Below are 23,144 nucleotides of genomic sequence, written 5' to 3'. Positions count from 1 at the left end.
CAAAGTGCCTATCACTTCTTTTTATAATTACTTCAATTTTTTTAAGGTTACTACAATTTCTTTTTCATAATTGGTGTCTGCTATCCAAATACTATGGGTTATAGTAGCTGCTTCTATCCAAATAGTATCGTAATTTAATTGTAAATCACTTTTTATGGTAGCCTGTAAGTTTTGTATATCAAAGCCTGCTATTTTATTCTTAAAATAGTTGGTTATTTTTTCGGTGTCAATTTTTTGGGTATTCAATATCGATTTCGATTGTAGCTCTAATGCTTTTCCTTTTAAACCTAAGGTAGTGGTTCTTTTAAATGGTAGCGATACTGTATCTATCAACCCTTTATAATGAATAGTATCTTTACGCTCACCATAGTAAATTAAATGATCGTTTAATGTACTATTTAAAAAGAGTTGCAATATTAAATCGTTACTTAAACTTTGTTTTAAGATGTTGTAGTTTGCTAGCTTATCAGTCATTTTTTGTGCTAGCACTTCTAAAACATCGCCAGTGTATTCTTTAAAAATTAGTTGCTTTTGTTGGTTCCAATTGTCAAGCAATATTTTATAATTAGCTATCTCTGCTATATCATTATACTTGTTTACACTAAATTCTAAGTCATTTAATGGCGTTGCTATTTTTAAATACAGACTGTCCATTTTTACAGTATTCTTACTATTATTTAGTATAAAATCGCTTTTTTTCCAAGTACTGTAATTAAGATCTCCGCTTTTTTCTACTTGTAAGTTGTATTGTATCGAGTTACTGGTTGTTTTAGATAATCCTACTGTTTTTTGTTGTATCGTAACTTTATAGGTTACTTCAGTTAGCGATGTTTTATATTTTGGTGGATTCTCTATAATTTGGTTGTGCTTTTGCATATTTTTTCTTTTTCTTTTTGCTAATTTTTTTCAATTTTCATTTTTTTTTAATGGGTGTAACAATAAGTATCTCGTTACTATTTTCTTCTCGCTACTTCTCTTTAATTTTTTTTATACGAAGCAATACTTGGATTATAAAAACTTTTAAAAAAACGTTCAACTTGCTCCTTTTTTACTTTAGATACAATTTTTTCTTTTTCATAAAACTCATTTATTGACATAGCAGAAAGGCTTATAAATCCTTTTTTGTCTTTTATTTCAGCTTCTCTCCCTATATATTGTAAGTATATTCCGTCTTCACCTTTATAAACGTACAAGTGATTAATATAATCGTTTGCCCATTTCATTATATTTTCAAACTTCAGTACTCCTACCAAAGAGTCTTTGTAAGAAAAATAAACCTCATAACTCATAACATCATTATTTTGAACATTATACTTTTCTCCTTCAAATAATAATGTTTCAATTTTTGATGCACTATTAGGGTATTTTACATCTTTTATGCTCAACATGTTAATTTTCATATTTTGCAAGAGCACGGCGTCTCCATATAATTCGAATTTAGGTTCCATTGTTGTACAGCTTGTTAAACTAAATGCAGCAGTTAACATCAGTAAATATTTTACTATTGTATCTTCTACACTCATTAAATTCTCCCTAAACTGTTTTTTTGGTTTTTGCTCCATTTTATATGATAATTAAATTATCTCCATTTCTTTTTAAATATATATACATATGTTAGAAAAAAAGGCACTACGTAACCAGCAACAATAGAACAGATTAACAACAAACTTCTTTTAGGTCTGTTTAACACCCCTATATACAAAACATAAATAATGAGCAATAATAAAGGAATAACACCTAGCCATTTCTTTTTAGCAAATAACAAAAAAGAAGTTATTAATACCATTATTGGATATACATAAAACAATAAATATTCAACAAATATTCCCCAAGAAATATTTGTTTTTTGTACATTAAAATTTTCCTCATAAATTATCCTTGCTAACTCATGAAAACAAATAGCAATCAATCCTGCTAATATGGTAAAAGTGATAATAACACCTGTTTTTATAGTATTTCTCATTTAAAATATTTTTTAACATCTTGTTCTTTAAGAAAAATACCTAAGTTATTTTCAGGGTACCCTTTTCTGATTGCTTTATATGTTTTTTGACATAATATAACTCTCTTTTAATTTACCTCCTTTTACATTTCCCAGCCAAATTCTTTGTATTCATCTCGAGTAACAGAAATATTCATTTTATACCGTGTATCATACTTTAGATGCAAGGTATTATATAATGTTATTTCTATACTTCTATTTCTTATAGGCTTATCTACAATATTAAATGTTACATAACCACTCTTACCATTACTAAAATAAAATCTATTATTATTCTTATCTATTAAGCTAAAAGTTAAATTATCATATTCTATATTAAAATTTAGTTTAATTGAAGGTTTATAATCTCCGTAATAAAGAACTTTAAAATCTTGATTTTCTATTACCAGTTTATAGTCATCTAAAGGATAAAGTAGCATATGCTTAATTTTAATATAAGTTCCTTTATTTATAACTTCTTCTTTCTTTGTTACCTCATAACCTTCTTCTATTTTTTTAATCCATTTATCAGTAACTTCAAAGCTTTTATCTGAGATAGGAATTATTTTATAAATTATAAGCACTATACTAACAACCACTAAAATTAGGTATCCTCTATATTTCTTCATCTTTTAATTATTTTTCAGAAGGCTTTATCCCCTTTTTAAAAACATACATATTACTAGGTAATCCATAAGGTGTACTACCAATTGTTGGAGGAGCAAAAGCACCTTTTGAATGCCAAAGAGCCTCATCCCAATCTACTACCCATTAAAATTTACTTAAGGTATAAGTATTTCCTTAAATGATTTTTCATAATTGTTTTTTATACTGTCGTCTACAATCTTATTTTTTTTAAAGAAATCTTCTAGTGTTAACAATTTTTTAAAACCACTTTCTTTATGGTCATCTTCTTTAAAGAATACCACTTTTGCATATATACTTTCCCCTTCTTTTTTTAAAAATATTTTTTTCTCTCCCAAATAATTAAAATAATCTGGGTTAAAATCAGAATAATCTTCAAAAAAAAGAGTGTTATTATAATTTATACTAACTCCATAAGCTAAAATTTCATCAACATTTTTTTTATACTTATTACCTTTATGATATGTTGTGAATGAATGCCACTTCTCTTGGTAATCTGTATACTCAATATTGATATGTAATTTATCTAAAACCTCTTTTGGCCCTTCTATTGTAAAATTAGTATTCATATTTGTACAATTAAAAAAAGTTAAACTAACTAGTAGTAACAATCGTTTTCCTATGGTCATTAAATTCGCTTTAATGTGTTGATTTGATTTTTTGATATAAAGCACTCTTGGGATTATAATATTCAAAAAACATTTTATGATAAGATTCTTTCATTTTCTGAGAGGTAATAGTTTTATTATTATACCAATCTTTCAGCGAAATCATAGGTGTTTTTTTATAAGTACTCTTGTGTTTAATTTCTGATTCTCTTCCAATATACTGTACATATAAAGAATCCTTTTCTTTGGATACATATAAATGATTAATATAATCACCACTTTTATCATCTATATTATCAAATTCTAAAACTGCAACCGACGCCCCCTTATATGAAAAGTATATTTTATGAAAAAAGGTATATTGAGTATCTACATTAGATAAAACTCCTTTATCCAATAAAGTAAAAAAAATTTCTTCTTCAGGATTTGTCTGACGTGTTAAATGTAAATTAATTCTTAAATCTTTTAACACTTCAGATTCGCCAATTACTTTAAATTTTGGTTCTGTATTCATATTTGTACAATTAAAAAAAGTTAAACTAATTAGTAGTAACAGTTGTTTTCCTATGGTCGTTAAATTCGCCTTGATGTGTTGATTTGATTTTTGCTCCATTTTTATTACAATTCATTGGATTAGCTTTAAGAAAATCTTCTTTTAGTCTAAAATCTCAAAATCATTTCTTCCTACATTAAAATTTGTTATATAAAACTCAAGTCTTTTTTTATCTCTATGTAGTCTAATATCATTATAGTAGTTAAAACTACAACGTGCTCCATCTTTTTTTCTAGTAAAAATTAGCCCTAACTCTCCTTTTAAAGAGTCTACACATATTTTTTTTATCTTTATTTTATCTTTATAAATGCCTGAATAAATAACTCTTTTTTTTTCATCTTCATGGAGTGTGATATCTACCTTACCTTTGAAATTAACAAAAGGAAATTTATATCTAAAAATAACTTCTAAATCCTTTTGATTTTTACAATTGTATTTTTCTGTCTCTAAAAAAGATAAATAAGCTTCTTTATCATCGGTTTCAAATTCATTAGGAAATGTTATTTCTGTAAACGCACTTGAAGCTATAAAATACAAAAAGATTATGCTTATTGCCAGCGTTATTAAAATTATATATGTTTTATTTTTTTTCATTAGTATCCTATTTAATTTTCTTTTTTAGGCTTCATTCCTTTAGTGAATTTAAACAAGTTTTTTGGTAATCTCTCAGGGCTATTACCCCCAACAACCGCCCCATATGCACCATTAGGATTCCACAACGCTTCTGCATCATCCCAAGAAGTTGGTTTTTTTTGTATTCTAATACTTTTGTCTTCTATCTCAATGTATTCTTTCTGGTAGTTTCTATCTTCATGATCATACCAAGTATTTCTATAATTTGATCGAACTATATAAGCATAAACAGAAATATTTAGATAATCTGCTAATTTTTGTGCTAAACTATTCTCTATGTCTGCAACTTTTAATGGAGCAGAAATGCGTTTGATGCTTATCCCTTTATTAATATACCAACTATTTTTATTATCATAAAACTTTTGCGCTTCTTCTCTTGTTGCAAACCATTCAGTTGCTGTTATTAATGTTCTCGGATTTATTGGATAATATTCAACCTCATAACCTTCTTTTTCAAAACTATCGTTTTCACTATTATTACCTGTTCTACAGGCATAAGAATATAATCTTGCGTCATTTGAAAATGATTCTTTTTTTAATTGATTAACATGTGTTTTATTAAACTCTTGGTTTAAATTATTATCTATATTCATATTTAAGATATTAACTTCGCCTAAACCAAAAGTTATTTTACTAGGTAATCCATGAGAGAATATTTTTAATTCTTTAATTTTTGTATTTTCCCTTGATATAACTTCATTTCCTTTATTTATATAATTAATCATTTCAGAGGCTGAATTAATCTTAATAAAATTTAATCGGTCTAAAAAAGTCTTTCCATTACTTTCAAAAGTTGTTAACTCTTTCGAATTATATCCGTCTGTAAAAATTAGAATCGTAATACAATCCGCTTTATTTTCTTTATTTAATTTGACTTCTCTTATAGCTTGCGCCGCAAAAATCAATTTATTCTCACGCGTATTATAATGTTGTTCCGTTCCAACAACAAATATCTTCTCAAACAATTTAATATCACAAGCTACACTAACACTATCACTAGGGTTTTGAAAATAAGCATATACTTTTAAAGTCTTATTATCCCACAACTCCTCATCAATGTATATTTTTTTAGTTACTACACCACCAATAACAGTTCCTGGGTTTTTAAAATGTTGTATTGCCCCGTCGTCTATTTTATATGCCCATTTTACAGATTGCAGCTCTATAGGTGTCGCTTTTCTAGAAAACACCGCTGCCGTAAAAATATATTCTTTACCTACAACTACTTCTTTTGGACCTTTTACTTTTTTAACCAATAAATCTTCTTGAGCATCTGGCGTTACAGCTTCATAACTACTGTAAGTAATTTCTTTATCGCTACTAACTACTACACTTTTTGCAGCATTAAGATTAATATCTCCATTGGTTGCGTTCAGCATTATTTTTTCTGCTGTTTTGGTAATTACTTTACCTATTTTAATAATAGTACCACTCATCTAAAATAATTTTACTTTATCGCCTGTATTATTATTTACGCTACCTGCGCTGTTTAAATCGATACTTTCTTTAGTGCTGTTTTTAGAAATTACCTCGGCATGTTCTTCTAAATTAGTGGCAAGAGTTTGAAAGTTTTCTGATGCTTGTTCGGTAATTGTTTTTGCCATAATTAACAGTGCTTCGTTGGCAATCATATTTAAATTATCACCCGCACCAATATTCATATCATCACCCGTGTTTATTCCCATATTTTTACCAGCACTCATCGTTAAGTTTTCACTTGCTGTAATGTCTATATTTTTAGCACTGATACTAATGTTTTCTGGCGCACTAATTCGTATATTTTTATTTGCAGTATCAATAAATATAATATTATTATTTTTATCTGTAATGGTAATACTCTCGCTATTATTGGTATCATTAAATTCTAAAATATGCCCACTTTTAGTAATAATACTCTTATAATTATTCTGATCTTTACCACCAGCTCCATTATTACCATGAAATAAACTTCCCATTACAAAAGGCTGGTTTGGGTCGTTGTAACGAAAACCAACCATTACTTGATCTCCTTTTTCAGGTATAAAAACATGTCCTCGGTTTTGTGCATGGTGATCACTACTACCTGCATCGGGAGTCATTACACGTATCCAACTTGTTTTTAGTTCGTGCTTTTGCCATTGAAATTGTACTTGTACGCGCCCTTTTTGGTTCGGGTCTTCATTTGATAATACGGTAGCTACTTGAGTAGCTGCTTCTGGAAAGGCTACTTCTGGCACGGGTAATATGGTTGTACCTGATGAAATTGCCTCAAATTCATTTCCATATTCACTTGATCCTGTAGCAGTATGGGTTATTTTAGTAATAATATACTCACCATAATTTTTTACATTAAAAGCATCAATTCCGCGTTGAGCGCCTGTTACTTTTATAACAGTACCTACAGTTAAACCTTGTTTGGTACTAGTAGCACTTAGTACATTAGCTGTTGCTATTTTGCTTGCCTGTTGGCTATATACAAAAGTGTCTATTTCACTTTTATTCTCTGCTTTAGTCGCTAAATTTTCTTGAGTATTTATGGTAAATAGTTCTTTAGATACATCAAAAGCATAACTACCCAATTCGTTTAAACCCTCTACACGCCCTCTTGTTTTTGTTTCGTCTCTAACATTTTGCAATGCATTGTATTCGTAACTAGTGGCAGTACTTGCTATGGTTTGTATGGCAATATTAAGGGTGTCCATATCTGCTCCATATTCTACCGTTATTGCCGCTGCTAAGGTTGGTTTACCAAAAACCAATTGTATACCATCATAATACAACCATTCGTTATATTGTTTCGCTAGTCGTTGTATAAACTGAAAGTGATTTTCTTTGTATTGTGCTTGGTAAGTAATTGGTGTTTTAAATACAGGTTTTATTTTGGCAGTTAAGCCTGCTGCTCTAACGGTATCGTTTACAATGGTATCTAAGCTTTTATGCAACCAAGAATGCATGTGTGCACCGTTTTCTAATAAAATGGTTTTAGAATATCCGCTAACAAGCAATTTACCATCAAAACCATTGCTGTGTTGTAGTTTTACATTGGTTATTACGCCTAAAAAATCGGTATCGTTAAAATTTATTACAATCGATTTCCCTAACCATTCTTTTGAGTCGTCTAGCGTATAAGAACCAACGGTTTCAACAGTATCATAATCTACTATTAAACTAAAGGTATGATGATTGTTTATGGCTTGGTTAAGCGTTACTTTTTCAAAGTTATAGAGCGTTTCTCCGTCTATATTAATCGTTGTTGTTGGTTTCATTTTTCATTTTTTTTAATACGAAATAATAGCATACTAAAACAGCCGTTAAACTGTGTATTACTATAAATAAATTATGTATAACTGCCACTCAACTAAATAACATCATTTGTTTACACATATTGTGTAGTATTCGAATTCACATAACAAAAAAGCTTTAACATGTAAAAATCGCAACACAATAGCATCATTTGTTTACAAATATTATATCTTATTTTAATTTACATACCTAAATAGCCTTAGCTTGTATGCAATACTGAAATAAATTAAGCAAGACTATTGTTACTACTATTGTATTCGTATACTATTAGTATTTTTCTCTTTTTCAAATTAGAGCTTATAGCAAAAGCTCTTTTATAAATATTTTGATTTTTTAAATTATACTTCTCGATACAATTTTCTAACGAAAATTACTCGAAGTGACAATTTAAACCAAAAAATAGTGTTCTCGATACTAAATCATTCCAGAATTTCACTCAAACTGACACTTTTTTATTAGTTAGAACTCACGTTTATAAGTAGTAAAAGAGCAAACCTTATAGGTTTGCTCTTTATTAATTTGTACTTATGCTACTGGCCAACGATTATCGATAGCTGCATTACCAATAGTCATTTGTTCTGCCGAAACAGTAAAGTTAATAGTCATTGGTACGTCTCCGTTTACATGTAAGTTTTCTTTATAGTATACGATATACGCATTCTTAAATTCAACTTCTTTCATTTTTGAATCTTCTTCAGATTTCTTAAATACAATTTTTCCTTCAATAGCTTTAAATTGGCTATTTAACATCGCTTCGATTACTGATGAATCTGCGGTAGATTCTATTGTAATGTTGATTCTTCCTCCGTAAACATTAGATGCAATTTTACCTTTCTTATCAGTATCTCTACTAAAAGAATATTCTGTTGCTAATACGTCAAATTCTTTTCCTCCTAATTCTAGCGATGCTCTAAACGATCCCATAATTTTGTTTTTTAATTATTAATTTTTAAAATTTTCTTTTGCTTTATGCATAGCGTAACTAGTATTATGTAAACATAAAACGGACTCTCCTATAACAATAGGCAATTATATAATAAGCTAAAAAAAGAAACATGCGCTACCAGGAGATCCCCAATAACGATACTTTTATAGTATAATACAGGCTTTAGTAGCCTATATAAATACAAGTATGACAGTTTATTTTACATAGCAATTATAAAATTACAAATTGTCAAATTTGAGTTGTAAATATAATCACTTATTGTTTATAATAAAAAACAATTTTGCATAAAGGTGACATTAAATAGAAGTCTGTTAAAAATTTAAAGTTCTAACAACCAAAAGGTAACACAATACATATTATACCAATACGTAATAACAAAAATCATGAAGTACTATTACTCTGAAACTCTTTAATAAAATTATGTAAACTAGCAATTTCTGTATTTAAAGCGGATATCTCCGTTTGTAATACTACTATTTTAAAAAGTGAACTATCGGCTAATTGTAGTTCTAAATGTTTTTTACGCAAATTAATCCATTTTGTATCATTACTTGTTAAACCCTCTTTTTGTAATAGTTCTAAACACGCATGTATACCACGCAACCAATTAGCTCTTTTTTCTTGTAATAATTGTAGCGAGGCATGTTTTCTATGCAATTTTTTTTCTGCTTTTTTTAATAATTGCATTAATTTAGGTAACGCTACTTCTTCTTCGTTCTTTATAAAGTTTAACGCATGTGCTAATGCTGCTATAGGTGTTTGTAAGGCAAGTGCTTTGTATATTGTTAGCAGTTTATTAAATAGGGCATTGTTGTACGATCTTCGATTTGAAGATAGCGATTTTAACGTATCGTACGAGGCTCCTGTATAATTTGCTAATGAAATATTAGTAATCTTAAAACATGTTCTTATAGCTGTTAGCATAATTCAATTTTTTTTGTTTTTATTTTTTTTAAGTCTATTAATGTACACTCGTATATTTTTTAAATTAATAAGTGTACAAGCATGTACACCCATTTTATTTTTATTTTCCCTCAGTGTACAGCTATGTACACTCACTTTTTTCACTATAACTTTCGGTGTACAAAAATTACAGAAAAACCTTTTTCATAAACAGTACTAATTAAAACATAATGGCTTTTTTTTATTAAAAGTAGCAAACAAAGCTTCAAGAGCTTTTAGATTATAATGAGTAACCAATTCGGATATAAAATGATTGTAAATAAATACGTTTTAATTTTCTATCGAACTCACGTTAAAAAAGAGAGTCGGTTTTAGTTTTTATCCTCCCTAATTAAATACATATACACAGGGTAATGATCGCTATAACCTCCAGTATATTTTCCGTAAGAAAAACTTCGAAAAGGGTACCCTTTAAAACGCCCCTTCTTTTCAGTTAAAAATCTTTTATTAAAAACCCCCGATTTAAACATTTTATAAGAAGAAAAATCTTTTTCTCCTTTATCTAATAAAGCAGATGTTATTACAATCTGATCAAACAAATTAATATTATCTCTATATCCTAAGGTACTAAAACCGCGACGAAACATGTTTTCATATGGGTTATAAAGATCTCCTTCTTTAACATCACGTTTCTTTTCTTTTGTTTTTAATACCTTTTTAAAACTAGCATTAGTAGGGTCATCATTAAAATCACCAATAATAAACACTTTCGGAGCTGGGTCGTTCTTCTTAATTTCTGCTATTATCTGGGTTACTTTGTAAGCTGCTTTTTCTCGCAATACGCTACTTTTTGCTTCTCCACCTCTTCTTGAAGGCCAATGATTTACAAGTACATGAATTAATTCTTCATCTAAATATCCTGAAACCCATAAAATATCACGCGTATATACTTTTCTGTTTTCCTTGTATATATTAGGATTAAAAACCTCAAAATGTATTGGTTTAAAATATTTTTTCTGATATAATAAACCAACATCAATACCACGCTTATCAGGTGAATCAAAATGAATAATTCCGTAATTTTTATCTTTAAGGTTTTTAGAGTTTACTAAATCTTCAAGCACCTTTTCATTTTCTACCTCAGCAACTCCAAGAATTGCAGGACTCGTATTTGTTTTTTCTGCTCCTAGTTGTAAAATAACCTGCCCTAGTTTATCTATTTTATCCCAATAAATTTTTTCTCGATCGCCTTTAATTTCCATTATAGGGCTTGCCTCATCATTTTTATCTAAATCATTTATAGTATCAAAAAGGTTTTCAAGATTATAAAAACCTATCGTTCTTATTTTATATTTTTTTTGTGCTTCTACCTTTCCTAAGAACAGTATAATAAACAGACTAATTATTCCTAATATCTTTTTCATTTCATAATTTTTATATGACAAAAAAACATCACATATGTAACAACCAACAATTTACCTAGATTTTAATATAAAAAAAATTATTATTTAAATTATTATTTATTATTTTTACCCACCTCCTTTTTATTTTCTTTTCACGGTGAATTAAGACCAATAAACAAACTATAAATAAGTGTTTATGAGGATCTTTACCGTAACAATACTATTATTGTGTTTAAGTTTTTTAAATTTAAGCGCACAAAACGCTATAAAAGGAATTGTAATAAATAGCGACTCTAAAAAACCTTTACAAGGTGTTTTAATAAGTGTAAAAAAAACAAATTTTAATAGCTTAACTAACTTTAATGGTGGTTTTACACTAAATAATTTACCTAAGAAAGAATTGGTTATTACAATTTCCTTAAAAGGATTTAAAACTCAAAACATTCCTATTCAAATAACTGAAGGTCTCCTAGATTTAGGAAATATTTCAATAGACGAAGACACTTCCAATGACATCGACTTAAGTATAATTACGCTTACAGATGATGAACTAAATGATGATTCTAGCATTGCCGATAACATTACTGGTTTACTACAATCATCAAAAGACACTTATTTGCTAGCTGCTGCTTATGAATGGAGTGCTTCCTTCTACAGTATAAAAGGTTTAGGGTCTGAAAACGCAAAGGTTCTTATTAATGGTATTGAAATGAATAAACACTACAACGGTCGTCCGCAGTGGAGCAATTGGGGTGGTTTAAATAGTGTATTAAGAAATCAAGATTTTAGCAGCGGATTATCTCCTTCAGCCTATTCTTTCGGTGGTATTTTAGGAGTTACAAACATTAATACTCGTGCTTCTTATTATAAAAAGAGCATTAGCATTTCTTACGCATCTTCAAATAGAAGTTATTCACATCGTTTAATGGCTAAGTACAGCTCGGGCTTACTAAAAAACGGATGGGCATTTACCGTATCGGCAAGTAAAAGACACGCTAACGAAGGCTTTACTGAAGGAACTTCATATAATGCTTATTCAATTTTTGCTTCTTTAGAAAAACAAATTAACAAAAAACATAGTTTAAACTTCACTGCCATTCAAGCTAAAAATAGCAGAGGAAAATCTGCTGCCAACACACAGGAGGTTTTTGATTTAAAAGGAACAGCATACAATCCTTATTGGGGCTATCAAAACGGAAAAATTAGAAATGCTCGAATTAAAAGAGTTAATGAGCCGATTTTTATGCTAAATCACTATTGGAAATTAAGTAGTAAAATATCCTTAAATACAGGAATTGCATATCAGTTTGGGGAAACTGGTAATAGTCGGATTGATTTCAATGGAGGTAACGATCCAAGCCCAACTTATTACAGAAAACTACCTAATTATTTTTTAAACAACTCTTATGGGCCAGATCATGCAAATGCCTATAAATCGTTCGTAAATTTTAAAAATGACGGACAGTTAAATTGGCTTGATTTATATATTGGAAATGAAAACACCAATAACAACGCTTTGTTTGCTCTCTATGAAGATCGTAACGATGATAAACTATTAACAGTAACGACTAATTTAAATGCTGAATTAACCAACAATATTACGTTAAGTGGTAACTTAGAATATAAAAAATTAAATTCTGAAAACTTTGCCAATGTATTAGATTTATTTGGCGCAAGCGGATATTTAGACATTAATAAATTTGGAGATATTGGTAATGACAATCTTCAAAACGATTTACGAACCCCTAATCGAGTGGTAAAAAAAGGGGATCGATTTAAGTACAATTACAAACTAATGTCACAAGTTTATGGTGGCTTTACTCAATTACAATTTAAATACAATAAAATAGATTTTTATACTGCTGCTGCTATTCATAATAAAGCATACCAAAGAGAAGGTTTGTATAAAAACGGTATCTACCCAGGAAGTTCAACAAACGCCACAATACCAAACTCTTTTGGTAGATCTAAAAAAATAAAGCACTTTGGTTACGGAATTAAAGCAGGTTTCACTTATAAAATTTCAGGGCGTCATTTATTAGATTTTAACGGGGGATATATTAGTAAAGCTCCATCTATCCGAAACTCATTTGTAAATTCAAGATTCAATAACTTGACTGTAGCAGATGTGAGTAGTTTAAATAATGAAAAAATCACATCTTTAGATGCTAGCTATATTGTAAGAACACCTTTTATTACCGCAAAATTATCAGGATACTACACAACAATTAAAGATGCCACTAATATTGCTTTTTACTTTACTGGAGCTGATAATCTTTTTGTTCAGGAAATTACAACAGGAATAAATAAAAAACATTTTGGAACAGAAATAGGTATTGAAGCACAAGTAGTATCTAGCTTTAAATTAAAAGCAGCTGCCAATATCGGGCAATACACTTATAACAATAATCCTAATGTAACTTTAGCTTCTGAGATTAGTACAAAATCTAATAATACTGGCTTTAATGATAGGGGTATTAAAGATTACGGAACAGCAAACCTAAAAAATTACAGAGTTGCTTCAGGCCCTCAAACAGCCTACTCTTTCGGTTTTGAATACAGAGACCCTAACTACTGGTTTATAGGAATGACACTTAATTATTTAGGTAACATCTATGTATCTCCTTCAATAATAAAAAGAACTACTTCTTTTGTTTCTGATGATGGTCAATTTTTTCCAAATTTTAATCCTGACATAGCAAGAGAATTACTTTCACAAGAAAGATTTGATGACTATTTCACCTTAAATGCTATTGGAGGAAAAACTTGGAACATTGGTAAAGGCAAATACATCGGATTCTTTGCGAGTTTAAATAATATACTTAATGAAAAATATAAAACAGGAGGCTACGAACAAGGAAGAACTGCAAACTATAAATTAGAAAGTAAAGATCAAGTAAATGGAACTCCCAATTTCGGAACTAAATACTGGTACGGTAGAGGCGCAACCTACTTCTTAAATATAAATTATAGATTTTAAAAAAAACAGCATGAAAACAAAAAACATTTTTAAATACATTGGACTATTTTTTATTATTCTTTGCTCTTGCATAAATAATGAAGATTTCTCAATTCCTACTTTAGAGGAAAACAAAGAATATGTGAATCTAACATCATTAAATGACATTGCTAATTTATACCAGGGAAATCTTGTAGCATTCGAGGAAGAAATTACAACTTCTGGATATGTAGTTTCAAGTGATAAGGGTGGTAATTTTTATAAATCAATTTTTATTCAAGATACCCCCACAAGTCCAACGATTGGTGTTGAAATAAAAATAAATGACACAAATTTAAGTGCTAGATATGCTATCGGTAGAAAAATTTTCATCAACTTAAAAGGATTATTTTTAAATAAAACTCAAGGTAATTATCAAATAGGAAGTAAAAATACTTTTGGAAACGGAGTAGATAGAATAAGTGTAAATGACTATGTTTATTTTATAGATAGATCTTCTGAAATTAGTGACATAATACCAACACTCTTGGATATTTCAGAATTAAATGAAAAGCACACAAATACACTTATTAAAATAAACAATGTTCAATCTGAAATAAAAGGATTACAATATGCAACTCCAAACAGTAGCTCAGAATATGTGATTAACAGGTCGATTATTTCATGTAATACTTCCGAAAAATTAACGCTGACAAATAGCATTTTCACATCTTTTAAATCATTATTTATTCCAGATAAGAAAGGAAGTATTACTGGTGTTTTTAATATGCTCGATGATAAAAAATATTTAACTATTAGAAATACGAATGATATTGATTTTAATGAAGAATATGGTTGTTTTAATAATCCTACTGAAGCTTCTCTCGCTGATATAAAATCCTTATTTACGGGAGTTGAAACAAAAATCTCTCAAAACTCAAAAATAAAGATTATTATTACCTCTGACCTTAGTAAAAAAAACATAACCAATAAAGAGGCTTTTGCTCAAGATGAAACAGCTGGAATTTCTTTATCCTTTAGTGATGCTCATAATTTAAACCTAGGTGATGCAATAGAAATTGCTGTAGGCGGATTAAATTTAACTAAAAATAATGGGGTGCTGCAATTAAATCTAGCTTCTTCAAATATTATAAATAAAGCAACTGGCACCTTACCTGTTCCCGAATTAATAACAATTGAACAAGCATTATCAGGAAATTATGAAAGTAAATTAGTTAAAATTGAGAACGTTCAATTTAAAGACTTAACAAAAAATTACACCTCAGAAAACATATTAACTTATGATTGCACTAACGAATTAAAACTTCTTTCAGTAAAAACAGATGCTTTGTTTGCTAACAACCTAGTAAGTAACAAAAAGGGACTTATTACAGGAGTTATGACTAATTTTAACGGAGTTCAAATACACATTAGAAATGAAACAGATATAAATTTTACAGAAACTTATACCTGTACCTCTACTGGAGGTGGCTCGGAATCTAATACAGATTTATATTTCTCAGAATATGCGGAAGGGTCTAGTAATAATAAATATATTGAAATTTATAACGGCACTGGTACTACTATAAACTTAGCTAACTATAAATTACAATTATACCGTAACGGTTCTTCAGCAGCTACTAGAGAACTAGAATTAAATACCTTAACCAATACATATTTAACAAACGGAGAAGTAATCGTTATCTATAATTCTAGCGCAAATAATCATATTAAAAATGAAGGAGATCTTTCATCGTCTGTAACTATTTTTAACGGTGATGATGCTATTGCACTTCTAAAAAACGACGTAATAATAGATGTTATCGGAAAAATAGGTGAAGACCCAGGGGTTGGTTGGAGAATTGCAGATACCGAAAACGCCACCAAAGACCATACTTTAATTAGAAAAACCACAATTACTAAGGGTACTAAAAACTGGGCTGCAAGTGCTGGCACAAACGCTTCAAATTCTGAATGGGAAGTAAAAGATAAAGACGATTTCTCTTCTGTTGGTAAAAAATAATTTCTTTAACAAAACAAACCCCAAGCTTTTAAAGCTTGGGGTTTTATTTTAAACTATTTATAATTTAGAATAACTGGCATTACTCTTTAATAAACTGCTGAGTATATTTTTTTCCTGTTTTTTCTAATGTAATAAAATAAACACCTGTTTTTATATTAGAAACATCAATATTGTTTGTATCAGAAGACATTTTTACTTCTTTTACTAAACTTCCGTTCACATTATAAATATAAATATTTCTATGCTGCCACAATTCATTATAAACTTTAACCGTAAACTTATCTCCTACCACAGGATTAGGATTAGAAAATAGTACGTTTTTATCATTTACCAATTTTTTGGTAAAATTATTCTTAGACAAATTAGCACTAGTACAACTTCCTATTTTATTCCAGCCAGTATTTGTTCTTTCATATAAAGAATTAGAATACACAACTTTTTCACCTGCTTGGTAATTCTTAGAAGCATCATATGCTGCTACACCATCACAAATACCAGCTGTACTTCCTTCTGCTATAATCACAGAATAATCCTCAACTTCACCATAATCAAAAGTACCACAAGAAGTAGGAACAGCATTATAACTCATAGCAACTCTCATTCTTGTTTTTCCTAATTTTGAAGTTGCAGGAACAACAAAAGAAGCACTTACAGGACTTGTTTTCGAAGGAGTTTTCGTCCAAACTTGTTCTCCTGCATCATTAAAATCAGAATCTTGATTATAATCTATCCAAACAGCATATCCCTCATTATATTTAGTACCTGTCCATTTTGGTGTTATCGTTAATGTATAAGAAGCTCCTTTGTTTAAACTGGTAGATAAATTAGTAAAATCTTGATACCCATTCACTGTTCCTGAATTATTATTAATTGTACCTAGTGTAACATTTTGAATATATTCATCATTAACATTTCCTCCCTTTAAATCACAATAAACAACAGGAACAGGAGTAACAGCTCCCTCTTTTTTTGCTACCTCAATTAAATATTCAATTCCTAATTTAGCAAACTTAGCAGCATGTGTTGCGTTAGCAGTAACAGATCGGTTAAAAGTATCATTTACGGTATGAATATATGGATTAGAGTCATTGAAAGAAGCTTCAAAAGGAAAAGCCGCGTCATATCCCTGTTGCGCCCAACTATAGTGATCTGAACATCCGTAATTACATCGCGTATAATCATAGGTGAATTTATTTGTTCCTGAAGAATTATAATGATCCATTAACTGAGCTAAAAAACCATTTAACGCACTACTATTATAACTATCATCAGAAATATAAACATCTTTAGGTGAACCTTTATAATTGGTCATATCAAACTGTAAATAAGATAAAACGTTTATATTTCTATTTTTATAATCTTGAGCAATTTCTTTAGACCCTCTTAACCCAACTTCTTCTGCAGCATAAGCCATAAACTCAATGGTTTTTTGAGGTTTATAATTCATTTCAAAAAGCACTCTTGCAACTTCAGTAATAGTCGCTATTCCTGATGCATTATCATCGGCTCCTGGAGCATTTGTTTCACGCTCGGGACTTACAGAATCTATATGCCCACCAATTATAACGTATTCATTAGGTGTTTCACTTCCTTGAATAGTCATTATAACAGATGGCATTGAAGTACTATTATGCTCAACTATTCTAACAGAAACATCTGTTCTACTTCCTTTCATACTTTCCCATTTTTGTTTTAAATCAAGAACAGATTGTCTTGCTTTTTGAGTAGTATGATACCTAGTTCCATAATTTTCAAGCTCCTTAATATGGTTTGCTATATTTGTGTTATTAACCAAATTAATACCTTGATTAACTAATTGATCTTCGGAAATACTATAACTAGCTCTTTTTTGAGAGCCTTTTCTACTTTGTAATTTTTTAAGTGTATTAAGTGCATCTTTTTCTGATGCTTCATAAATAAAACCTGGCCCATGTGTTAAGACCATGTGATGTAGTTTTTCAGCAGCTTTATTACTTAACTTTACTGCACTAAAACCATTTAAGGAGGAAATAATATTGATTTCTTTTGATGCTTTTGCTTTTAAACTTAAAGCGTCTGCAGTTTCGAGTGTAGCATAAAACATTTTTTCTTGACTAAAAACACTTGATACAATGGTACACAAGAATAATAACGAAATTAGTAAATACTTTTTTTTCATTTTTTGAAGGGTTATAAAATTAATTTTTATTAAAATATTTTGCAATAGTGGCTTACGCATATTACAAAGCGTAAGTTACTTAAAATGAATGATTAAATACAAGCAAATTAAAAACTAACAACTAATTTAAAATGCAATCTTTTCATCTTTACCATTAAACTTAGTGAGATCATGACTTTTTAATGCAAAGAATTATTAATTACATCTTAAAATATTTTTTTTACACCTTATTAAGTGTTTAGAAAAAAATACGCATATTTATATTTTAAATATTTATAAGAGCAAATGCCATCTAACAGTCGAATAACACGAGCCTTTTTAAATGCCAAAAAGTTAGAATTATCTAAGGAATCTAAATACATTCTATTTTCAGATTGTCATAGAGGTGATAATAGTTTTGCTGATGATTTTTCTCATAACAGAAAAATATTTCATCACGCCTTATCTCAATATTTACAAAAAGATTTTACTTATATTGAATTGGGTGATGGCGATGAACTCTGGGAAAATAAATTTGTAAATATTTTTAATGCAAATAAGGATGTTTTTTTACTTTTAAAAAAATTTCATGAAAAAAATCGGCTCCATTTAATTTGGGGAAATCATGATATGGATTATAAAAATCCAAAAAAAGTAAAAAAAAACTTACACTATTATTATGATGTTACCGACGGTAAAGAAAAAGAATTAATGATAAATGTTTCTTTTTCTGAAGCTATTAAATTGGAACAAAAAAATGGAAGGTCTATTTTTCTATTACACGGTCATCAAGCAGATTGGTTTAATTATACATTTTGGAAATTAAGTAGATTTTTAGTTCAAATTTTATGGAGACCATTACAATTAGTAGGTATAAAAGACCCTACAAGTCCTGCTCAAAATTTTAAAGGGCACATAAAAGTTGAAAGCCGTCTTGAAGAATGGATTAAAAAAAACAATAATCAAATGATTATTACTGGTCATACACACCGCCCACGTTTTCCTGCCCCAAATGAACTCCCGCATTTTAATGATGGTAGCTGTGTGCATCCTCGGTGTATAACAGGTCTTGAAATAGAAAACAATCAAATTAGTCTTATTAAATGGCATGTAATTACCAACGAAAATGGTACTATGCAGATTAAAAGAACCATTTTAGAAACTTCTAACAATATTTCAGAATATATAAATTAATTTTTCACTTCCTCCAATAGATAACAGTTTCTTAAATTACCCTTAATATTAAGGTAAAAATGAACCATTAATTTTGAAAAATCTTAATTTAAGAAAGAGTCGTTAGGTAAATATTAGTTTTTGTCGACTTTTTTATCAGGCTAACTGCCTTTGGCCAAGGCAGTTTTTTTATTTAATACCCTATTAACAATAAATTAACATTAGTATTAGTTATTTGCAGCGACAAAAACTAATAAACAACACTAATGAATTTTAAAACAGCACTTACTTGTGTAAGTATGTTTGTGTTATCGTATGCACATGCACAACAAACAGACGCCCCTAAATTTGGAAAAGGGTTATTTAATCTAATAGGGAAAGATAGTACTTGGTCTATGAAAATTGGAGCAAGAATGCAATTCTTAACAATTGCACAATGGGACTCTAATGCTGACGGATTATCAAATCCTTCTTCTTCTTTCTTAGTAAGAAGAGCAAGATTAAAATTTAATGGTTTTGCTTTTTCTCCAAAATTAAAATATAAAATGGAGTTAGGACTAACTAATAGAGATATTGGTGGTGCTTCAGAATTCACAAATAACGCGCCTAGATATATTTTAGATGCCGTTTTAAAATGGAATTTTTATGAAAATTTCGAATTGTGGATGGGGCAAACAAAATTACCAGGAAACAGAGAACGTGTAGTTTCTTCAGCTAATCTTCAAATGGTAGATCGTTCTTTATTAAACAAACGATTTAATATTGATAGAGATATGGGAATTCAATTAAGACATCATTTTAATATATCTGATAACTTTATTGTACGTGAAGCTTTATCAATTGCACAAGGTGAAGGACGAAATGTTACTACAGGAAATCTTGGAGGGCACCAATACACAGCTCATTTAGAATTTTTACCTTTTGGTAAATTTAAAAGTAAAGGGGATTATAAGGGGAGTGATTTAAAAAGAGAAACATCTCCAAAATTAGCTATTGCTACTAGTTATGATTTTAATAACAATGCTGTTAAAAATAGAAGTAACCAAGGTTCTTACATGAAAAACGATGTTGGCTTTTACCAAACAAACATTTCTACATTTTTTGTTGATGCTATGTTTAAATACAAAGGGTTCTCTTTTATGGGAGAATATGCATACAGAGATGCTAAAGATCCTATTGCTAAAAATTCAGATGGTACTGCTACTGGAGACATCGTACAGGTAGGTAGCGGATTAAACTTACAAACTGGTTACTTATTTTCAAAAAACTGGGAACTTTCTGGTCGTTATACAAACATTAACTTAGATGAAATTATAACAGGAAAAGGAACAGAAGACCAATATACATTAGGTGTATCAAAATACATTGCAGGACATAAATTAAAAGTACAAACCGATGTGAGTTATTTAGATTTAGCTGATAAAACAAACCAGTTAATGTGCCGCTTACAAGTAGATATTCATTTTTAAGAAACAATAACATAACATAAACCTAACATACACACAATGCTAGTGTTTGTAGATTTGTAAAAAAACAAAAAAAGTAAAAATGGGAGATCCATATATTTTAATGCTTGTCGCTTTAGCTATTTTAGCTGTTGTAGACTTAGTTGTAGGTGTTAGTAACGATGCTGTTAATTTCTTAAATTCAGCAATTGGTTCTAAAGCTATTAAGGTTAGAAACATTATGATAATTGCTAGTGTAGGTGTGTTCTTCGGAGCCGTTACATCTAGTGGTATGATGGAAGTAGCTAGAAAGGGTATTTTTAACCCGAATATGTTTATGTTTCAAGACATTATGTTCATATTTATGGCAGTGATGATTACCGATATTTTATTATTAGATATCTTTAATTCATTAGGTATGCCTACTTCAACTACCGTATCTATTGTATTCGAATTATTAGGAGCTGCTGTATGTATCTCTTTAATTAAAATTTCTTCTAGTGATACGCAATCAATTTCAGATATCTGGAATTATATCAATCATAAAAAAGCAATTCAAATTATAAACGGAATACTACTCTCTGTTGTAGTTGCCTTTTCTGTAGGTGCTATTGTTCAGTTTGTATCTAGATTAATATATTCTTTCAATTTCGAGAAAAGAGCCACATATATCAATGCTTTATTTGGTGGTTTTGCAATTACTGCAATTACTTATTTTATTATTATAAAAGGAATGAAAGGAACTCCTTTTTATAAAGATATTAAGCACTTAATTGAAGGAAATACATTATTAATTATTGCGGGAAGTTTTGTTGTTTGGAGTTTAATTTCTCAGGCATTAATTAGCTTCTTTAAAGTAAATGTTTTAAAATTAATTATTGGAGTAGGAACATTCTCTTTAGCAATGGCTTTTTCTGGTAACGATTTGGTAAACTTTGTTGGTGTACCAATTGCAGCGTGGAATTCGTATGAAGCTTGGAGTGTTTCTGGAGTTTCAGCAGATGCTTTCTCTATGGGAATCTTAGCTAAGAAAGTACCTTCAAATGTTTATTTACTTTTATTAGCGGGTGCTATTATGGTTATTACTTTATGGACTTCTAGTAAAGCTCAAAACGTAATTAAAACTGGTATTGATTTATCTAGACAAGGAGAAGGGCATGAAAAATTTCAACCAAATCCATTATCTAGAATTGTTGTAAGAGCTGCAATGGCTGTTAATGTTGGTATTAGTAAAGTTTTCCCTGCAAAAACATTAGCTTTTGTAGATTCTAAATTTCAAAAACCAGTAATTGAATTACCTAAAGACAAAACTTATGAAATGCCTGCTTTTGATTTAGTAAGAGCAGCTGTAAACTTAATTGTTGCTGGTATTTTAATATCAATTGCAACATCTATGAAACTACCATTATCTACAACTTATGTAACTTTTATGGTTGCGATGGGTACTTCTTTAGCCGATAGAGCTTGGGGTCGTGAAAGTGCAGTTTATAGAGTAGCTGGTGTAATTAATGTTATTGGTGGATGGTTTTTAACCGCTTTAACTGCATTTTTAGCAGCAGCAGTAGTAGCTTATTTAATTAGCTTTAGTACGGTTATGATTCCTGTTTTATTATTAGTAGTAGCTCTTTTAATAGGAAGAAATACATTAATACACAGAAGAAAATCGAAAGAAGTTAAAAAACAAATGCATTTTGAAAGAGCTGAATTAATTACTATAAATGGGGTAATTGAAGAAAGTGCCGATCATATTGCTGAAGTAGCAACTCGCGTTAACAAGTTATATACTAGTGTTGTTAATGATTTAGCGAATCACGATTTAAATAAACTACGTAAAACAGATAAACACGTTGGTAAATTAAATGATGAAATTGATGGTTTAAAAGATGGAGTATTCTACTTTATTAAATCATTAGATGATACTTCAGTACAAGCTAGTAGATTTTACATTTTAGTTTTAGGTTATTTACAAGACGTTGCACAATCTATTAGTTACATTTCTAGAGCAAGTTTTAAACACGTAAATAACAATCATAAGAATTTAAAGAAAGGTCAGTTAAAAGACTTAAAACATATTGATAATACACTTTCTAAATTGTTAGATGATATTAGTGCTACTTTCGAGAATAGAACTTTTAATAATTTAACACACATTATTAATGAAAAGAAAGAGTTATTAAAAGATGTTTCTGATTCTATAGAAAAGCAAGTAGCTCGTATTAGAACAGATGAAACAAGTCCTAAGAATACAACATTATACTTTAGTGTTTTACTTGAAACTCAAGATTTAGTTTCTGCTCTTATGAGCTTATTAGAAACTTATGAAGAATTTCACATAAGTAGTAAAAACGTATAAAAATTGTTTTTATAAAAACAAAAAACCGAGTGAATATTTCACTCGGTTTTTTTTGTTACTAATACCAGTTCTTGTTTGAAATCACTCTTAAATAAAATGATGATTTTTTTCTTTATATGAA

The 23,144-nt window shown here is 29.3% G+C and carries 18 protein-coding genes; 5 read left to right on the top strand and 13 right to left on the bottom strand.

Annotated features, from left to right (window positions below; translation table 11 throughout):
- Positions 1-27: 27 nt before the first annotated feature.
- The 12 genes from H518_RS0115745 to H518_RS0115690 all read right to left on the bottom strand — a co-directional run bounded on the left by H518_RS0115745 (position 28) and on the right by H518_RS0115690 (position 10,975).
- The gene (locus H518_RS0115745; RefSeq protein ID WP_028889959.1) at positions 28-876 is read right to left on the bottom strand and encodes a hypothetical protein; all 849 of its coding nucleotides are present in this window, start codon (positions 874-876) and stop codon (positions 28-30) included.
- Between the two features lie 101 nt (positions 877-977).
- Positions 978-1,562: a hypothetical protein gene (locus H518_RS0115740; RefSeq protein WP_028889958.1), complete on the bottom strand. Its 585-nt coding sequence runs from the start codon at positions 1,560-1,562 to the stop codon at positions 978-980.
- A gap of 17 nt (positions 1,563-1,579) precedes the next feature.
- Positions 1,580-1,963, bottom strand: coding sequence for a hypothetical protein (locus H518_RS20050; protein ID WP_051263811.1), 384 nt, complete (start codon positions 1,961-1,963; stop codon positions 1,580-1,582).
- A gap of 122 nt (positions 1,964-2,085) precedes the next feature.
- Complete coding sequence (locus H518_RS0115730) at positions 2,086-2,610, bottom strand: hypothetical protein (RefSeq protein WP_028889957.1); 525 nt, start codon at positions 2,608-2,610, stop codon at positions 2,086-2,088.
- Positions 2,611-2,763: 153 nt separating this feature from the next.
- On the bottom strand, positions 2,764-3,195 hold the full coding sequence (locus H518_RS0115725) for a hypothetical protein (RefSeq protein ID WP_028889956.1): 432 nt from the start codon (positions 3,193-3,195) through the stop codon (positions 2,764-2,766).
- Between the two features lie 70 nt (positions 3,196-3,265).
- Positions 3,266-3,748, bottom strand: coding sequence for a hypothetical protein (locus H518_RS0115720; RefSeq protein WP_155995250.1), 483 nt, complete (start codon positions 3,746-3,748; stop codon positions 3,266-3,268).
- Between the two features lie 141 nt (positions 3,749-3,889).
- The gene (locus H518_RS0115715) at positions 3,890-4,381 is read right to left on the bottom strand and encodes a hypothetical protein (protein ID WP_155995249.1); all 492 of its coding nucleotides are present in this window, start codon (positions 4,379-4,381) and stop codon (positions 3,890-3,892) included.
- 11 nt (positions 4,382-4,392) lie between these two features.
- Entirely contained in the window at positions 4,393-5,856 is a 1,464-nt protein-coding gene (locus H518_RS0115710) for a hypothetical protein (RefSeq protein WP_028889953.1), read from the bottom strand.
- Positions 5,857-7,665: a type VI secretion system Vgr family protein gene (locus H518_RS20045; protein ID WP_051263810.1), complete on the bottom strand. Its 1,809-nt coding sequence runs from the start codon at positions 7,663-7,665 to the stop codon at positions 5,857-5,859. It abuts the gene before it with no gap.
- Between the two features lie 562 nt (positions 7,666-8,227).
- Positions 8,228-8,626 (bottom strand): type VI secretion system tube protein TssD, encoded by a 399-nt coding sequence (gene tssD, locus H518_RS0115700; RefSeq protein WP_028889952.1) that lies wholly within the window; start codon positions 8,624-8,626, stop codon positions 8,228-8,230.
- A gap of 403 nt (positions 8,627-9,029) precedes the next feature.
- Positions 9,030-9,572: a hypothetical protein gene (locus H518_RS0115695; RefSeq protein ID WP_028889951.1), complete on the bottom strand. Its 543-nt coding sequence runs from the start codon at positions 9,570-9,572 to the stop codon at positions 9,030-9,032.
- A gap of 350 nt (positions 9,573-9,922) precedes the next feature.
- Complete coding sequence (locus H518_RS0115690; RefSeq protein WP_028889950.1) at positions 9,923-10,975, bottom strand: endonuclease/exonuclease/phosphatase family protein; 1,053 nt, start codon at positions 10,973-10,975, stop codon at positions 9,923-9,925.
- A 175-nt stretch (positions 10,976-11,150) separates the two neighbouring features.
- Between H518_RS0115690 and H518_RS0115685 the strand changes: the two genes are divergently transcribed.
- On the top strand, positions 11,151-13,934 hold the full coding sequence (locus H518_RS0115685; RefSeq protein ID WP_028889949.1) for a TonB-dependent receptor: 2,784 nt from the start codon (positions 11,151-11,153) through the stop codon (positions 13,932-13,934).
- 10 nt (positions 13,935-13,944) lie between these two features.
- Entirely contained in the window at positions 13,945-15,915 is a 1,971-nt protein-coding gene (locus H518_RS0115680; RefSeq protein WP_028889948.1) for a DUF5689 domain-containing protein, read from the top strand.
- A gap of 79 nt (positions 15,916-15,994) precedes the next feature.
- Here the strand turns inward: H518_RS0115680 and H518_RS20620 are convergent, their stop codons facing one another.
- Positions 15,995-18,073 (bottom strand): M20/M25/M40 family metallo-hydrolase, encoded by a 2,079-nt coding sequence (locus H518_RS20620; RefSeq protein ID WP_162143117.1) that lies wholly within the window; start codon positions 18,071-18,073, stop codon positions 15,995-15,997.
- A 285-nt stretch (positions 18,074-18,358) separates the two neighbouring features.
- Between H518_RS20620 and H518_RS0115670 the strand changes: the two genes are divergently transcribed.
- The 3 genes from H518_RS0115670 to H518_RS0115660 all read left to right on the top strand — a co-directional run bounded on the left by H518_RS0115670 (position 18,359) and on the right by H518_RS0115660 (position 23,023).
- Positions 18,359-19,246, top strand: coding sequence for a metallophosphoesterase (locus H518_RS0115670; RefSeq protein WP_028889947.1), 888 nt, complete (start codon positions 18,359-18,361; stop codon positions 19,244-19,246).
- A 245-nt stretch (positions 19,247-19,491) separates the two neighbouring features.
- Positions 19,492-20,694, top strand: a complete 1,203-nt coding sequence (locus tag H518_RS0115665; RefSeq protein ID WP_028889946.1) for a porin — start codon at positions 19,492-19,494, stop codon at positions 20,692-20,694.
- A 79-nt stretch (positions 20,695-20,773) separates the two neighbouring features.
- Entirely contained in the window at positions 20,774-23,023 is a 2,250-nt protein-coding gene (locus H518_RS0115660; protein WP_028889945.1) for an inorganic phosphate transporter, read from the top strand.
- Positions 23,024-23,144: the final 121 nt, after the last annotated feature.

It is taken from the genome of Tenacibaculum ovolyticum DSM 18103 (assembly GCF_000430545.1).
Lineage (GTDB): Bacteria > Bacteroidota > Bacteroidia > Flavobacteriales > Flavobacteriaceae > Polaribacter > Polaribacter ovolyticus.
The sequence above is the reverse complement of the archived record's forward strand: the minus strand, read 5'-3'. Positions and strand labels throughout refer to the sequence as shown.

Bases quoted from the DNA above. Each gene is read 5' to 3' on its own strand.
- H518_RS0115745 (WP_028889959.1), bottom strand. From the start codon at position 876: ATGCAAAAGCACAACCAAATTATAGAGAATCCACCAAAATATAAAACA.
- H518_RS0115715 (WP_155995249.1), bottom strand. From the start codon at position 4,381: ATGAAAAAAAATAAAACATATATAATTTTAATAACGCTGGCAATAAGC.
- H518_RS20620 (WP_162143117.1), bottom strand. From the start codon at position 18,073: ATGAAAAAAAAGTATTTACTAATTTCGTTATTATTCTTGTGTACCATT.
- H518_RS0115730 (WP_028889957.1), bottom strand. From the start codon at position 2,610: ATGAAGAAATATAGAGGATACCTAATTTTAGTGGTTGTTAGTATAGTG.
- H518_RS0115660 (WP_028889945.1), top strand. From the start codon at position 20,774: ATGGGAGATCCATATATTTTAATGCTTGTCGCTTTAGCTATTTTAGCT.
- tssD (WP_028889952.1), bottom strand. From the start codon at position 8,626: ATGGGATCGTTTAGAGCATCGCTAGAATTAGGAGGAAAAGAATTTGAC.
- H518_RS0115670 (WP_028889947.1), top strand. From the start codon at position 18,359: ATGCCATCTAACAGTCGAATAACACGAGCCTTTTTAAATGCCAAAAAG.
- H518_RS0115680 (WP_028889948.1), top strand. From the start codon at position 13,945: ATGAAAACAAAAAACATTTTTAAATACATTGGACTATTTTTTATTATT.
- H518_RS0115740 (WP_028889958.1), bottom strand. From the start codon at position 1,562: ATGGAGCAAAAACCAAAAAAACAGTTTAGGGAGAATTTAATGAGTGTA.
- H518_RS0115720 (WP_155995250.1), bottom strand. From the start codon at position 3,748: ATGAATACAGAACCAAAATTTAAAGTAATTGGCGAATCTGAAGTGTTA.
- H518_RS0115690 (WP_028889950.1), bottom strand. From the start codon at position 10,975: ATGAAAAAGATATTAGGAATAATTAGTCTGTTTATTATACTGTTCTTA.
- H518_RS20050 (WP_051263811.1), bottom strand. From the start codon at position 1,963: ATGAGAAATACTATAAAAACAGGTGTTATTATCACTTTTACCATATTA.
- H518_RS20045 (WP_051263810.1), bottom strand. From the start codon at position 7,665: ATGAAACCAACAACAACGATTAATATAGACGGAGAAACGCTCTATAAC.
- H518_RS0115695 (WP_028889951.1), bottom strand. From the start codon at position 9,572: ATGCTAACAGCTATAAGAACATGTTTTAAGATTACTAATATTTCATTA.
- H518_RS0115685 (WP_028889949.1), top strand. From the start codon at position 11,151: ATGAGGATCTTTACCGTAACAATACTATTATTGTGTTTAAGTTTTTTA.
- H518_RS0115710 (WP_028889953.1), bottom strand. From the start codon at position 5,856: ATGAGTGGTACTATTATTAAAATAGGTAAAGTAATTACCAAAACAGCA.
- H518_RS0115665 (WP_028889946.1), top strand. From the start codon at position 19,492: ATGAATTTTAAAACAGCACTTACTTGTGTAAGTATGTTTGTGTTATCG.
- H518_RS0115725 (WP_028889956.1), bottom strand. From the start codon at position 3,195: ATGAATACTAATTTTACAATAGAAGGGCCAAAAGAGGTTTTAGATAAA.